At 51.3% G+C, this 15,201-nt stretch carries 11 protein-coding genes; all 11 read right to left on the bottom strand.

Going from position 1 to position 15,201, the window contains the following annotated elements:
* Nucleotides 1-134: 134 nt before the first annotated feature.
* The gene (locus I6E49_RS06310; protein WP_235401100.1) at nucleotides 135-794 is read right to left on the bottom strand and encodes an HAD family hydrolase; all 660 of its coding nucleotides are present in this window, start codon (nucleotides 792-794) and stop codon (nucleotides 135-137) included.
* Nucleotides 755-1,636, bottom strand: a complete 882-nt coding sequence (locus I6E49_RS06305; RefSeq protein WP_235401117.1) for a decaprenyl-phosphate phosphoribosyltransferase — start codon at nucleotides 1,634-1,636, stop codon at nucleotides 755-757. The genes I6E49_RS06310 and I6E49_RS06305 overlap by 40 nt, the downstream gene beginning before the upstream one ends.
* A gap of 52 nt (nucleotides 1,637-1,688) precedes the next feature.
* Nucleotides 1,689-2,684 (bottom strand): acyltransferase family protein, encoded by a 996-nt coding sequence (locus I6E49_RS06300; protein WP_235401098.1) that lies wholly within the window; start codon nucleotides 2,682-2,684, stop codon nucleotides 1,689-1,691.
* Nucleotides 2,665-3,711 carry an acyltransferase family protein gene (locus I6E49_RS06295; protein ID WP_235401097.1) on the bottom strand — a complete coding sequence of 349 codons (1,047 nt, stop codon included), beginning with the start codon at nucleotides 3,709-3,711 and terminating at the stop codon, nucleotides 2,665-2,667. Before I6E49_RS06295 ends, I6E49_RS06300 begins: the two co-directional genes overlap by 20 nt.
* A gap of 255 nt (nucleotides 3,712-3,966) precedes the next feature.
* On the bottom strand, nucleotides 3,967-5,796 hold the full coding sequence (locus I6E49_RS06290) for a phosphoethanolamine transferase (RefSeq protein WP_235401096.1): 1,830 nt from the start codon (nucleotides 5,794-5,796) through the stop codon (nucleotides 3,967-3,969).
* 168 nt (nucleotides 5,797-5,964) lie between these two features.
* Entirely contained in the window at nucleotides 5,965-7,107 is a 1,143-nt protein-coding gene (locus I6E49_RS06285; RefSeq protein WP_235401095.1) for an OmpA family protein, read from the bottom strand.
* A 276-nt stretch (nucleotides 7,108-7,383) separates the two neighbouring features.
* A complete protein-coding gene (mutL, locus tag I6E49_RS06280) occupies nucleotides 7,384-9,342 on the bottom strand; it encodes a DNA mismatch repair endonuclease MutL (RefSeq protein WP_235401094.1) in 1,959 nt (652 codons plus the stop codon).
* Nucleotides 9,343-9,481: 139 nt separating this feature from the next.
* Nucleotides 9,482-9,736, bottom strand: coding sequence for a hypothetical protein (locus I6E49_RS06275; protein WP_235401093.1), 255 nt, complete (start codon nucleotides 9,734-9,736; stop codon nucleotides 9,482-9,484).
* A 701-nt stretch (nucleotides 9,737-10,437) separates the two neighbouring features.
* Complete coding sequence (locus I6E49_RS06270) at nucleotides 10,438-12,096, bottom strand: OstA-like protein (RefSeq protein WP_414602741.1); 1,659 nt, start codon at nucleotides 12,094-12,096, stop codon at nucleotides 10,438-10,440.
* Nucleotides 12,097-12,127: 31 nt separating this feature from the next.
* Nucleotides 12,128-13,603, bottom strand: a complete 1,476-nt coding sequence (locus I6E49_RS06265; protein WP_235401091.1) for a peptidylprolyl isomerase — start codon at nucleotides 13,601-13,603, stop codon at nucleotides 12,128-12,130.
* Between the two features lie 65 nt (nucleotides 13,604-13,668).
* Nucleotides 13,669-15,102 (bottom strand): peptidylprolyl isomerase, encoded by a 1,434-nt coding sequence (locus I6E49_RS06260; RefSeq protein WP_235401089.1) that lies wholly within the window; start codon nucleotides 15,100-15,102, stop codon nucleotides 13,669-13,671.
* Nucleotides 15,103-15,201: the final 99 nt, after the last annotated feature.

The raw sequence follows: 15,201 nt of genomic DNA, 5'->3' as shown, positions 1-15,201 counted from the left end.
CCCGGTGTTTCAAAAGGAGTCCTTTTGGCTCTCAAAAGGGGCCCTTTTGGCACTCAAAAGGAGTCCTTTTGCTGTACAAAACGAGTCCTTTTACAGGGCAAAACGAGTCCTTTTGGAATGGAGGTGGATTTGGGCTATTGAAACGGACGATAGAAAGCGTTGTCGGCAAAGGCGAGCAGCTCCTTATCGCCACGGCTATCGCCATATGCCTCAACGACATACGAGGAGCGTTGGGCGGCAAGTTGGGGATACTCGGCAAGCACACGCCGCACCTTCTCAGGGCCGTAGCAGTTGTTGGTGAGGAAGCGTCCGGTGAGTCTGCCGTTGCTGTCGGCCTCCACCTTGGTGCCTATGACACGGAAATCAGAAGCGCTGTGCGCCGTCAGTTGATAGAAGAACGGGCGCACCCAGTTGTCGATGCTTGCGCTGACTATTGCCACTGTCGAGCCCTGCCCGAACACGTGACGCAGCTTTTCGAGCGCCTTCGGGCGCAGCAGACTATGGTTGTCGGCGGCAAAACGGCGGCACACGTCGTCGAAATCGCTGGCTTTCATCCCTCGGAAATACCAAGCAAAGAGGTGTTGCTTGGCTCGCCAGTTGGCATAAAGGCCAAGCTTCATGAGCACCAGCAACGGACTGAACAGCGCAAAACCTATCAGGAAGCGCCACGTTCCGCAGGCATAGCGTATGAAGCACAGCAGGGTGTCGGCGGAGGTAAGCGTCCCGTCGAAGTCGAACAGATACAGCCGGCGCATCATATCACGTATATCATAAGGAGGAACGACAGCAGCCATGCCACTACGATAATCTGCGAGAAGTGGTCGCGCAGGATTATCTTGGTGGGGTCGCCGCTCTTCTCGTCGACCACGGCTATCTGAATGTAGCGCAGCAGGCCCAACAGCACGAAGACGAACGTAAGGTATAGGTAGGGCGTATCAAAACGCTCGCTCACCTCGGGCGACACGCAATACATGATGTAGCACACGAGCGTCACGGAGGCGGTGATGGTTATGGCCTGGTTGATGAACGTGAGATTGTAGCGCACGGTGTTCTTGCGTGGCGCCTCGCCGGTGGAATTCATGCGCAACACGTCGTCGCGACGCTTGGCAAACGACATGAACAGCGTGAGCAGGAAGGTCATTATGACTATCCAGTTGCTCAGAGCCAGCTCGCAGGCAAAGCCTCCCGCCAGTATGCGCAGCACAAAACCGAATGCCACGATGCACACGTCGAGTATGGCAAACTGCTTGAGCTTGGAGCAATAGGCGAGGTTGAGCACATAGTAGAACACGATGACTGCCATGACCTGGCTCATCACTTCGGGCGGCAGCAAGAGCAATATGCCCATGCCGAGGCAGAACGTCAGCGTCATGAGTATATAACCCAGGCGTATGCTAACTTCGCCCGATGCTATCGGACGCAGGCACTTCACGGGATGATTGCGGTCGGCATCAATATCGACAATGTCGTTGTAGCAGTATATCGACGATGCAACCAGACTGAAGGCGAAGAACGTCAGCACGGCAAGCCACACGCTGTGCAGGTCGAACAGTTCGCCACCGAAAAACATGGGGATAAAGACGAACATGTTCTTTATCCATTGCTTGGGGCGCGTAAGGCGCAGGATGCTCTTTATCATATATGTCAGTTTTTTTTGAATTGTTGTCTATTATCACGACCATTGTGGTCTATAGCCTTGCCGTCAGCAGTCCTATGAGTCGCTGCAGAAGCCATGCTATGGGCAGCGTTATGGCTACGGTGACGAGGAAGGTGAGCCAATAGCCCAGATGATAGGGCTGAACATACACAAGCACGAAGTGGATGTGGATGAGATAAGCCTCCAGACTCAACGCTCCGACGAACCGGAACGAGCTGTTGACCCATTGCGGCATGCGGCGGAAGATGCGGTTCATCACCAGAACGGTACACACCGTGAAGGGTATGTAGAGCATACGCTCTACGAAGAGGGGGAAATGTCCGTGGCGCACTTGCTCCAGATAGAGACACGTGCCGAACGTCATGAGGAACGTGATGAGCAGCAGCCACACGGCTTCACCGGGCAACTGCCGGCGCGTACGAACCATTTCGCCGAAGTTGATGCCTATAAAGAATATGGGCACACGGCTCCAGAATATCTCTATATGGCCCACGGCATGGTGTATGGGCAGCACCCATTGCACCATAACACACCATATCACCATCAGCAACGGCAACCATCGGTAGACGGGACGGCTCTGCACGAGCCGCATATACCACGGTGCCACAAGGTAAAGTGCCATTATTGCGGGCACATACCAGAACGTCAGCTCGTCGTGAAGCCAGAAATCCCAGTTGATGGTGATGTCGCCTATGAGGTCGACAAGGCTGCGCGAGAAGCGGCGCGCACCAAGATAGTCGGGCAGATAGAACGCCGTGGCAACGACAAGCCATGTCGGCACGATGCGCAAGAGGCGACGGCGGTAGAACCGAAGTACGTCGGGCGTCTTCACCCACGAGAACCACAGCCCCACTCCACTTAAAAAAAGGAATATGTCGACACCCACATTGCCACACCGGCGCAATCCGTAGAACGGGTCGCCACGGTCGAGTGCAACGTGAAAGAGTATGACGAAGAGCATCGCGGCTCCCATCTGCTCAGCGCGAAAGCGTGATATGTTGGCTAATTCAATGCTTGGTATCTTCATTGCGCAACTTGAAGTTATGATAGAACCACGCCAATGCTACTGACGCAACTATATACAGCAACAAGCCTGTATATACGTCGCCGTGGCGCGATATGGGTATTAATATCTTGCGAGTGATGGGGTGAAGCACGAAGAGGGCGGCTGATATGCCTCCCATCCAGGCTATCCACTTGTTGATTTTGGCAGGCGTGAGCTTGGCTATTCCTACCGATGCTGAGCACACGAAGAGCGGTGCCCACAGCCACAACTGGAAGTTGAAGCTGAAGAAGAAGACGAGCACTACGCTTATTATGGTCTGCGTCACCCAGAAGGCATGGCTCATCGGCTTGGCATGACGGGCGTAGAGCAGTCCGGCACAGAACGGAAGCACTCCGCCCATGAAGTTGTAGCGCACGCGGTTGAGGGTGTCGCCCTCGGGGTCGCAGAATGCCTGCATTGCCCAACATGCCACTATCAGCAGCAACGGGAAGATGTCGCCCTTGCGCCAAAGCAGCAGACGATAGACTATGTAGAGCTGCATCATGAGTCCGAAGAACCAGTACGGACCGGGCCAGATGACGTGGTCGGGGTCGGGCATCATATTGTTGAACATGAACAACTGGCCGAGTATGTCCATCAGCTGATAGTTGTGACGGCCCGGAGTGATGGCGTCTACCATGGTGAAGATGACAAATCCTACTATCATCATCTTGAAAAGCTTCGCGTAATGGTGGCCTACGAAGGGCAGGAAGGCGGTCTGCCTGGCTGACGGTTTGCGTCCGCCACAGTTCTCGTATTTCATCACCAGGCCGTAGGCTGACAAAAACAGGAACACGGGCACGCCGTAATGACCGAAGAACGAGAGCAGATGGACGGGCAGATTCCAGTCGGGCGACATAATAGCCTGAATGAGCTGCGAACTCTTCGATATAGTGAACGTGTACTCGTTCTCCTTCACAGCAAAGCCAAGCCAATGGCAATAGTTGTGAAGGAAAATCCCTATGATGGCGAGTCCACGCAATGCGGAACATTCTGTACGAGTGAGCATGGTGTTGAGTTACGAATTAGGAGTTACGAGTTAAGAGTTATTCTATTTATGAATTACGAATTAGGAGTTACGAATTACGAGTTATTCTATTTATGAGTTACGAATTAGGAGTTACGAATTACGAGTTTTTTTATTTATGAATTACGAGTTTTTTTATTTATGAATTACGAGTTTGGAATTGTGAATTACGAAATTCTTAATTCTTAATTCGTAATCGGCACAGCCGACAAATTCCTAATTCCTAACTCCTAATTCCTAATTCAACTTGTCGTAATCGGCTGAATTCTTGAGTATTCGCGGACGTGATTCGTCATAATGGGGCGACAGCAGATTGAGTCGTTCCTTATATTCGGGACACGATATTCCGGCAAGATAGAGTAGCATGTGGGGCAACGCGTCGGTCATATAACGACGATTGCGCGACGACATTATCTCCCGGAATATTTCCGGACGGCGGCGTATGTACTTGCGCGAACACCATATCCACATAGGTATATCAAATTCGGCGTGCGCCAGACGGGCGTCTACCTTGGCTGAGTGCATGCGACAGAAGAAGTGCATATCGCCCTCATAACACTCCTCGCCGTGGTCAGGAACGTAGATGACGATGGCGTCGTCGTTCTCAAACTTCTTCACTATCTCGGTCACGACTGAGTCGTTGTAGAGTATGGCATTGTCGTAGTCGGCGAGTATCTGGCGCTCGCGGGCGTTGAGATTGGGCTTCAGTTCCTTGTAATCGTCGCCGTGGAAGTGCTTGCGATTTCTCGGTGAGCGCTGGCGATAGGCCACATGCTGACCCAAAAGGTGGAAAATGATGAGGTTGTTGTCGCCGTTCTGACCCTTAAGTTCGTCGTAATCCTTGAGCAAATCTTCGTCAAACTCGTGCAACTTGGTGTTGCGGGTGTCGAACTGTGCCGCACTCAGCTTCGGATTGTTCAAGAAGAATCCGCCACTGAAGTCGTACACCGCCTCACCGGCTTTCGGTAGGAACTGGTTTGTGATGAATGTGACATGATAACCTGCCTTGCGGAACACGGCAGGGAACAACGGATAGTCGCACCACTCACCCTTGTCGCCTACAGTATAGAGCGAGAAGATGTGCTTGAAGACGAAGCTCGTGAGGTTCCAGGGGCTCACTACGTCGGTATATTTCACCAATCGACCCTGCTTCTCGAGCTTCTGCTGGCGTGGCGTTGTAGGCATGCAGTAGCCATACTGTGCCGAGTGGTGGCGGTTGTAGCTCTCGCCTATGATGAGAACGATATTGGGCGAGCGGAACGAACAAGAATCGACGCGCGCCTTATCAACCCTCGCTACAAGGCGGTCTACCTGCTTTGCGGTGAGCGTATTGGCGTAAAGGCTGAATGCCAGACGATAAATAGGCTGATAAAGGTTGGCAGGACGCTTCTCGGTGAGCGTATGTTCTACGTCACCGATTGTACGGCCCGACATCAGCTTGACGAAGGCTGCCTTGTTGTGGGAGCTTGATACAATCGAGCCTATAAGCAACAGGAGCACAGTCCATTGAGTAACGGGGCGCACCCGTTTAAGCATCAGCCCGAAACGGTCGAGCAACGACCAGAACAACCGGCACCAGTTCTTAGGTACGAAGTGAGGAAAGCGCAGCTGCAACGCCACAAGCAGATGTATGAACATGAGCAACACCACCCAACCTACATTGCTGAACAACACGTCGGGCGACACACATGAGCGCAAGAACTCACCTGCTTCGCGCGAGTCAGTTTCGCCTACGAGGAGCAGCATGGTTGGGGTGAGCGACGAATGGAACTTGACAAAGCAATAGACGTCGACCAACGCTACCGCATACAATATAAAATAGAATATGCCACGCACCCATGGGCGCACACGACGGGGCAGCAACGTGAGCACCAAGGCAAGCACATAGACATCGAGAAAGAGTTCGGGGTACAGGTTCTTGTACAGATGTGCTCCACGAACATCGGGCAATGTCGCCCAGGCAGATATACATCCAAGGACATACATGAACACGAAAAACGGGGCATTGCAACGCAACGGTTCGCACACGAGAGCCGCAAATCGGCGCATCTTTTGTAAGTATCTCATTCGAATGTTGATTTATTTTACGCAAATTTACATATCTTTTTTCAATTATGGAGCGTAAACCAACCTTTTATAAAGCCTAAGGACATAAAAAAAGGTGCCTTCCTTGCGGAAAGCACCCATATTGTTTGTTTTTTTACGATTACCTATACAATCGCCAAGCATTGCTGATTAGTCGGCGAGCTTAACAGTAGCACGACGGTTGTAAGAAACCGGTGAGAGGTCCTTAACACCACCCTTGCCTTCTGTAGAGATATTGTCGCGGCTAACACCCATCTTAACGAGCTCGTTAGCTACGGTCTCAGCACGACGCTCAGAGAGCTTCTGGTTGTAAGCTGCAGAACCTGTAGCGCTGTCAGCATAACCTGTTACAACGAGGTTAGAGTTGTTCTCCTTAGCGAAGTCAGCAAGTGACTTGATGTTAACGAGGTCCTTACGTGAAGCTACAGTTGCCTTGTTGATGTTGAAGAATACAGACATCGGAGTGTTGCTGTAGTTCTTAGCAACAGGAGCTGGCTCATCCTTCTTCTGAGCGAGGAGGTTCTTCAGGCGAGCGTTCTCAGCGTTAGCGTCATTGAGCTGTGCGTTGAGGGCGTCGATCTGGCTCTGTGAGAGGGCCTTGATAGCGTCTACGTCAGGAGTCTTGTCCCAAGTAGCCTTGCCAAGGTTGAATGTAAGACCGAGCTCAGCGTAGAGCTTGTTGTCGTGGCTGTCCCAAACGCGGCCACCGTAGTTGCCGTATGTAACGCCGTCGCAGTCGGACTCAGCCCAGTTCCAGCCGAGCTCGAGGTGGATTCCTACGTGCTTGCTTACGCGGAATGTGTTGAGGATACCTGCAGAGAGGTTCATAGCGTAAGTGTTGGCGTCGCAGTTACGGTTGATACCTGCACCTACGAAAGGAACGAAGTTCCAAACGCGTGTCGGGTTGTAGCCGTAGATCATGTTGCTGAGGTTGAAGAGAACGTTCTCGTTGAGTGTCCAAGTCTTGTTAGAGTACTTGTTCTCGTCTACTACAGTGCGGCCCCAAACGCCAGAGAACTTAGTGCGAAGACCAAGACCCGGTGTAAACCACTTACCGATAGCCAATGAGAAGCCCGGAGTTGCGCGGAAGCTCTTGAACGGACTACGTGCAAGACCCTGTCCATGCTCTTCGTTTGAGTAGAATGCGTTCCAATCAGCACCTACCTGAATAAACCAGTTGCTCCAGAATGAGTTTGTTGCAACGCTGTACTTCTGTACAGGATCTGTTGTCTCCTGAGCCATTGAGCCCATTGTGAGACCACACATTGCCAAAACAATAAATAACTTTTTCATAACCTTTATTATTTAACAATCAAATTATATACCAATTTTTCCTATTGAAATTTAGCTAAAGGGCATTATACCCCATTATTTTTCGGCAAAGTTACTAATAAAAACTAAATAACCGCACTATTTTGACGAAAATATTGTCATTATGGCTAAAAAAGATAAATAACGAACAGTTTAGCTGAAATTTTTATCTGATTGTATGTTAATATTTTATGCCATTGTGTATGTTTTGTGTCATTATGCTTGTCAATATTTCTTATGGTTTATGCCGATTACGGCCTATCCGAGCATGCGCTGTATTTCGGTCTGCTTCAGAATGGAGAGTATCTTGCTGCCGTCGGGGGCGTAGTTGAAGTTGGAGCAGGCAAAGAGGTCGTTTACGATGTTCTCCATCTCGTCGTTGCCGAGTACCTGTCCGTATGCCACGGCTGCGCTTCGTGCCAGGCATAGGGCTACGGTGTGGGTGGCATGGTCGAGCGCTGAGCTGGTATTGTCGGCTGCCGAGGCCACGATATCCTGCACGAGCGAGACGTAGTCAAGTCCGTCCAATCCCGAGGGTACGCCACATATGGAGTACACTCCGCCTCCAAGCTCGCTCATGTCGAAGCCTGCCGACTTCAGATCGGGCAACAGCTGCTGCATGACCACGTCTTCCGACTGGGCGAACTGTACCGATTCGGGAAACATCAGCTTCTGTGCGGCTGACTTGTTGACGTTGATCTGCTCGGTATAACGCTCGTAGAGTATGCGCATGTGGGCACGATGCTGGTCTATAATCATGAGTCCCGACTTCACGGCGGTCATTATGTACTGCCCCTTATATTGATAATGTACGGGCGACTTGTCCTCTATGGGCGACGACGACGGCGACGACGGTTCGTCTGTAGCGGTCATTCGGGATGCTATCGGGACGGGTTCGGGATTAGGAGCGACGCTGGCTGCCGATGCAACGGGCTGCAGGTCGGGTATGTCGGGCATCGTATCGGTGATGCTGCGATTGGCTTTTGAGCCTAATATCATGTCGTTGCTGCCATCGAAAAGCGATGTCTGGCGCTGGCGCGAAGAGCTGCTTTCGAGTCCTTCGAACATGCTTTCCCACTCTGATGGAGCCGAGCGTCGTGGCGAGGGTTCGTTGAATGGATTGTACGAGGGATTGTATTGCAGTTTGGGGGCACGCACTTCGTCCATGGTTCCGAGTGCCGGAATGTCGGGTTGGCCCTCGGTGTCGAACTCAATGGCTGTCACATCGCTGAACATTCCGACCGCATCCTTCACGGCTGCGGCAAGTATCTGCCATATCGTGGGTTCGTTCTCAAACTTGATTTCGGTCTTGGTGGGGTGTATGTTTACGTCGATGTCTTCGGGTTTGACGGTGAAGTAGATGAAATACGGCACCTGGTCGCCCTCGGGTACGAGTCGTTCGTAGGCTGCCATCACCGCCTTGTGGAAGTAGGGATGCTTCATGTAGCGGCCGTTGACAAAGAAGTACTGGCGCGCTCCCTTGCGTCGTGCCGACTCGGGTTTGCCTATGAATCCCGTGAGCTTGCACATCGTGGTGTCAATATCTATGGGCAGGAGGTGCTGGTTGATTTTCTTGCCGAACACGTCGACTATGCGCTGGCGCAAGCCAGAGGCCTTGAGGTTGTAGAGTTCGTTGTCGTTGTTGTAGAGCGAGAATGCCACGTCGGGATTGACGAGGGCTATACGCTCGAAAGCCGTGACGATATTGTTGAGCTCGGTGGCGTTCGACTTGAGGAACTTGCGCCTCACTGGAACGTTGTAGAATAGGTTTTCGATGAGGAAATTGCTGCCTACGGCGCACGAGCAAGCCTCTTGCGATACGAAACGCGACCCTGCCAGCGACAACTGTGTGCCCAGGTCGTCGTCTGCCATGCGTGTCTTGAGCGTCACCTGTGCCACGGCTGCTATCGAAGCGAGCGCCTCGCCTCGAAATCCCATCGTATGCAGATTGAAGAGGTCGTCGGCCTTGCGTATCTTGCTTGTGGCATGGCGCTCGAACGAGAGCCGGGCATCGGTCTCGGACATGCCCTTGCCGTTGTCGATAACCTGTATTGAGGTGCGTCCGGAGTCAACGCACACCACCTGGATGGACGTAGCTCCGGCATCGATGGAGTTCTCGACGAGTTCCTTAATGACGCTTGCGGGACGCTGTATCACCTCGCCTGCCGCAATCTGATTGGCCACTGAATCGGGCAACAGTTGTATTATATCGCTCATAGGATTTACGGGTTGTGTGCAAATATTGCAACTGAATCTTTGCTGTTATTGCAACTGAATGTTTTCTTTAGATGCAAATATAAGCATTTTTATCATAAATACAAACTATAGTCAGCACTTTATTGTCTTTGGCTGCCGTTCAAACCAACAGCAAAATGGCTGCCAGAAGAATTATCAGCACTACTACAACCATGACTCCTGTGGCAAAATACATGCCGCGTGTGCTGCGTCGGCGTCTTGTGCAACCGGTCTGTCCGGCTTCTTCCTGAAGCGAACGTTGTGCCAGAACTTCGGGCGATACACCCCGACGAAGGTCGTCGACGAGGTCGCGACGCTCGTTGCTGAAGCGCATTGTATAGTGAAATCCACGTGGACGGCGATTGAAAAAATACATAATGAAGGAACTTTTTATTTTAGATGGAATGGTTTATGGTTCATCCGACTATTAGAGTGGCTATAAGTATATGGTCATATTTATTTTTATATGAGCTACTTTCTATAAGAGGATTAGGCAAGAGTAAAAACAAAGCGGGCTGAAAGCCCAATGACCTTCATAGCCCAGGGCAACGCCCTGGGTAAACGGATACAAAGCGGCAACGCGCCCTGTAAGGGCAACTGTAAAAAATAATGTAATATTAAAGTTGCCCTTACAGGGCGCATTGTCGGTAAATACCTTATACCCAGGGCGTTGCCCTGGGCTATGGAAAACTTTGGGCTTTCAGCCCGCATTGTATGAGTTTTGACACCATCCTCATATATATGTAATGATTATTCTGAACTGTTACTTATTATAAGCTCAAGATTGCAAGTTAATATGAATACGTATTCATCGGGCTATGATAACGTATTCATCTGCCAACGATAACGTATTCATCTGCCAACGATAACGTATTCATTTCAGGACTGAATCGGGCGGCTTTTCAAAAGGAGTCCTTTTGGCATTCAAAACGAGTCCTTTTGGAGTGCAAAAGGAGTCCTTTTAGCATACAAAAGGAGCCCTTTTGCCTTGCAAATGTAGTCCTTTTGCACGTCAAAACGAATACATTTGCAAGACCAAAGGGCTGCGCTGTTATTTTATAGCGAATTTGTCGCCTTTCAATCGAACTTTTGCAGCGGTGCTTCGCGTCGCTGTATTTTCTTGAGTTGTGTGCCGCTCTTCTTGCCACGCCATTCGAAAATGTCGTTCTTGTCGAGCGGTCGTATATAGTCAAACCATTCGAACGAGGGCAGCTTCGACTTGTCGGGCGGCACCTGAGTGATCGGATACATTGTGCCGGTGGCCTTCGATGCCCATATACGTTCAAGCTGTCGGTCGGCAGACATGAACATTCGCATGGTGTCGGTTTCGAGATAATTCAGCTCGGTGAGTACAGAGTCCTTCTCGTCACGATTATAATATATAGTCATTACGTTGCCTATGGCATCAGTACGGCGCATGGCTCCATCGGTGAAATAAGCGTCCATACGCTTCGACGACACCTGGTTGAAGTGGTCCTTGGCGTCAATCTGCTCTACTGACAATGCCTGTTCGATGACCTCAGCCTTGCGAACGGTTGAGTCGGCAAAGTACACCTTTATCTCTTCGCCAAGTATCTGGCGGTTGAGATTCCACGCTATCGGGTCGCGATACATTGTCATGCACGAGTCGAGCGAGTTGAACACGAGCGAGTCGCACACCGCCTGAACGTCCTGACGGTAGGCACGCACATGCGGGAAGGCATGCACCTTGCGGTATACCGAGTCCGTGTTTATGTTGAAGGTGTATATCTTCATCGAGTCAGCATGCATCCATAGCGTGTCGCGCTGCGAATAGTCGAGCAGCAAGGCGCGGTCGGTGGCATATCCGTATCCGGTCTTCTCGTTGTAGAAGAGTCGGTTGGCATGCATCTCGTTCTTGTTCTTCTTGTCGACATATATCACGTTGCCGTATCCTTCGTTGTCGCCGTTTGAGTTGTCGTGGAACAGCGAGTCGCCCGTAATGGTCTTGTCGCCGTCGATGATGGTAGAACGTCCGAACAGCTGCGAGCGGTCGGTGCGCGAGTTGGTGTAGGCATCGGTGGTGTGGATAATCGTACCCTTCGACTTGATAGTGGACGGACCTACGACGTGGGCTATCTGCGTACGGGTGTCGTAATGCAAGGTGTCGGTGGTGATATGGTTCTTGCCCGAGAACATCTCGACTCCATAATAGAACGAAGCCTCGCGCGTTGCCGTGCTGTATGCACCCCAGTCGCTCACGAGACGGTCCTTGCCGTCTACCAGTTTGCCACCCTCGAAGAAGTAGGCAAGACTGTACATGCGGTCGTAGTCGAGCGAGTCGGTGTACAAGGTCTGCGTGCGATGCTTCAGCACCACGTTCTTGCGGGCGTGCATCATCTGCTCGGCACCGTTGTAGTCGGCATGGTCACAGGTGAGCGAGAGGGTGTCGCCCTGCCTGAAGCGCACGTGTCCGAAAGCCTCAACCGAATTCTCCACCTGAAAGAAGTAGGCGCTGTCGCACCACAACTGCATTCCGGCGTGCTTGAAATGCACCTTGCCCTTGAGTATTTGGGCTCCAGGCACGGCTCCCCATTGGTCGTAACTCAACTCGTCGGCATGTACAAGATACACGCGTTCGTCTGTTTTCTGGCGCTTCTTCTTTTTGTATGGAGCCGCCAATGTTGCCATCAGGCTAAAGCCAAAAAGGCATAGAACCGTCAGAACGACGATTCTATGCCATTTCATTTTTATAGAATTATTTTCATTCATTACCATTAAACAATAAGCCTTTTAAAGCATAATCGGATCATTTGATCCATCCCTCATACTCAAACTTGCACTTCTTGCAGCGGTCGTTCATCTTTACGTATGTGGTCTTGATCTTGTTGACTACCCACTGGTGGAGGAAGTCGGCGCGTTCTTTCTGCAATACCACGTTCTTCATCACCTGATAGTCTTCGGTAATGGAGGCGCGGTGGGCAGGAGTGCGGCTCTTCAGCTTGACTATGGCAGCCACCGTCTTGCCCTTTTCGTTTATCATCTGGAACGCTTTGCTTACATCGCCCACTTCCATGTGCTCCACTTCGCGAGCCACTTCTGTCGGAAGGTCCTTCATCTGGAACTTCGATGTGCGTCCGTCCTGTCCGTTGTACGACATGAGTCCGTGATTGTTGCGGGTGTCTTTGTCGTCGGATACCACCTGGGCAGCCTCCTCAAATGTCACCTTTGCGGCACGTATGTCGGTTGCAAGCGAGTCGAGACGTGTACGCATAGAGTCAACAGCCTCGGGCGAAACGCGCGGAATGCGTAGTATGTGGCGCACCTTGATCTTGTCGCCACGCTTGTCGATAAGCTGGATGATGTGGAATCCATACTCCGACTCTACAATCTTCGAAATCTTCTTGGGGTCGGTCAGGTTGAACGCTACACTTGCAAAGGCAGGGTCGAGCATTCCTCGACCTACGTAATCCATCTCACCTCCCTGACGAGCCGAGCCAGGATCTTCTGAGTAAAGACGCGCCAATGTGGCGAAAGAAGTCTCGCCCTTGTTGACACGGTCGGTATAATCGCGCAAATCGTTCTTTACTCTATTTATCTCCTCCTGGTCAATCTGGGGCTGACGTGTGATTATCTCCACCTCAACTTCAGTAGGAACGAAGGGGATACTGTCCTCTGGCATGTCGCGGAAATAGTTGCGCACGTCAGAAGGTGTAACCGAAATGTCGCTCACAAGCTTCTCCTTCATCTGCTGTATGAGCTGGTTGTTACGGAAGTCGTCGTGCAATTGCGAACGCATCTGAGCAACGCTCATCTTCTTGTATTCCTCAAGCTTCTCCTTAGAACCGGCCTGCTGTATCCAGCGATTGATCTGCATGTCGATGTTTTGGGCTATCTCACCCTCTGTAACCTGTATTGAGTCAATCTCAGCCTGATGCAGGAAGAGTTTCTGAACGGCAATCTGCTCGGGAATGGCGCAGTCGGGATCGCCGTGCCATGTCACTCCTTCGGCCTCGCCCTGGAGTCGTGTCATCTCAACATCCGACTTGAGTATAGGCTCGTCGCCTACCACCCAAATCACCTCATCAACCACACTATGCTCGGGAGCCTTGAAGTCGGCATCCACAGCACGGCTCTGTGCCGTGTCAGAAATGGCTACTGCCGATGTGTCGGGCTGCGACTTTGCATCAATCACAAGACCCTTGCCACGCTGCGCATTGGCACCGATGCCAGCACACAGCAATACAGCTGCAATAGCCATTAATATTGATTTTGATTTTTTCATCTATCTCTTTTTGTTTTATTCTATATCTTAATGATTACTCACTTTGCAATATCGGCTTCAGCATTCTAATGCCTGTTGACCGTAGCGAGCACCTCGCGGTTGACATGCACAGCATACTTGCGTCGCAATTCAGCCACCCATTTATGTTCGAGTTGCTCCTGCAGGTCAGACACTACAAGTTCGCGCACGTCGGTATAAGCCTGCGGACGCTTTATCATCTTGCCGAATGTGCCCTCTACATTATATATATCGTTGCTCAATGTGGATGCATCGGTCTTGTCGATGCCATATTCTGCGCGGTCGACTGTGGCATTGTCGCCCTTGGCAAAGATGCCTACAACTGCCTTGATGCGCTCGGTAGAATCGTTGAAATGTGTCTTCAGCGCCTCTGTCCATTTGTCGAACGGCATGCTGCGCAGCAATTTTCTTACGGCTTCGGCATCCTTCTGGTTGCGTGTATAGAAAGCCGCTCCCTTGAATCGCGGTTCTGTCCACGTATATTTCTTGCGATTCTTCTTGAAGAATGCTTGCTGGGCCCGGGTGTCGTTAGCAGCCCGTTCCCACACCATACGGTTTGATATCTCGTACAGCAGGAGTCCGTCGTGATACTCGCGTATCAATCCACCCATCTCGGTAGAGCCGTTCATCAGTTCTTCTGCACGTCGATCAATCACCTGCTGGGGTGTGAGCGCCGGCTTGGAGAGCTTGGCTATGGAGTCGATACGAGCCGAAATGATGCGCTCGCGCAGTCCGCGGCTTTCGATAAAGCGTCTTATGTCGGCACGTACGGAGTCGTATGGGAAGAAATTGCGCTTGTCTACCACTCTCACAATATGATAGCCATAAGGCGAGAGGAATGGTTTGGACATTTCGCCCTTGTTCAGAGCGAACGCCTGTTGCTCAAATTCCTTGATTGTTTGTCCGCGTTGTATCCACGACAAGTCGCCCCCTCGCATGCCCGAACCCTTATCGTCGGACATCCGGCGCGCCATGTCGGCGAAGTCAGCCCCGCCAATCAGGGCTTTATATATAGAATCTGCCTTAAGCGATGCTGCCCGTTGCTGCTTGGCATCAGCCTGCTGCGACAGTGCCACAAGAATGTGCTGCGGATGCACCATTCCCCCTTCGGCATCGATTCGTGTCTGTGTCTGCTTGTAGATGTTACGCGCCTCGCGCTCTATGTCGTCGTCGTCAATGAACGAAGGGCGTACCTGCTGGTCGCGATACATGAGAAATTCCTTGCGGAATGCAGCTGTAGTGTCAATGCCAGCCTGCTCGGCTGCAATGACCTTAAGCTTGTAGTTGACAAACAGGTCGACATATTCTTCTATGCTTTTTCTGTCTATCGTGGATTCAGCAGCATTCTTGTTGTAGGCATACTCAAACTCCGACCGTGTGATGTTCTTGCCACCAATGGTCATTATTATCGGGTCGGCGGTCTGGGCAAAAGCGCTGCCTGCCGTGAGCGACATAGCAACCAACAGTGTTTTTATCTTCATCTTGTCAACACGGATGTTATCCGTCGAATTTGCGTTATATTTAAACCGGTGAAAGCAATGGTCTGTGCAGTTGTCAGATACAGACATCTACACAGGCCA

Source organism: Leyella stercorea, from assembly GCF_021531655.1.
This window is presented reverse-complemented; position numbering and strand designations above follow the sequence as displayed.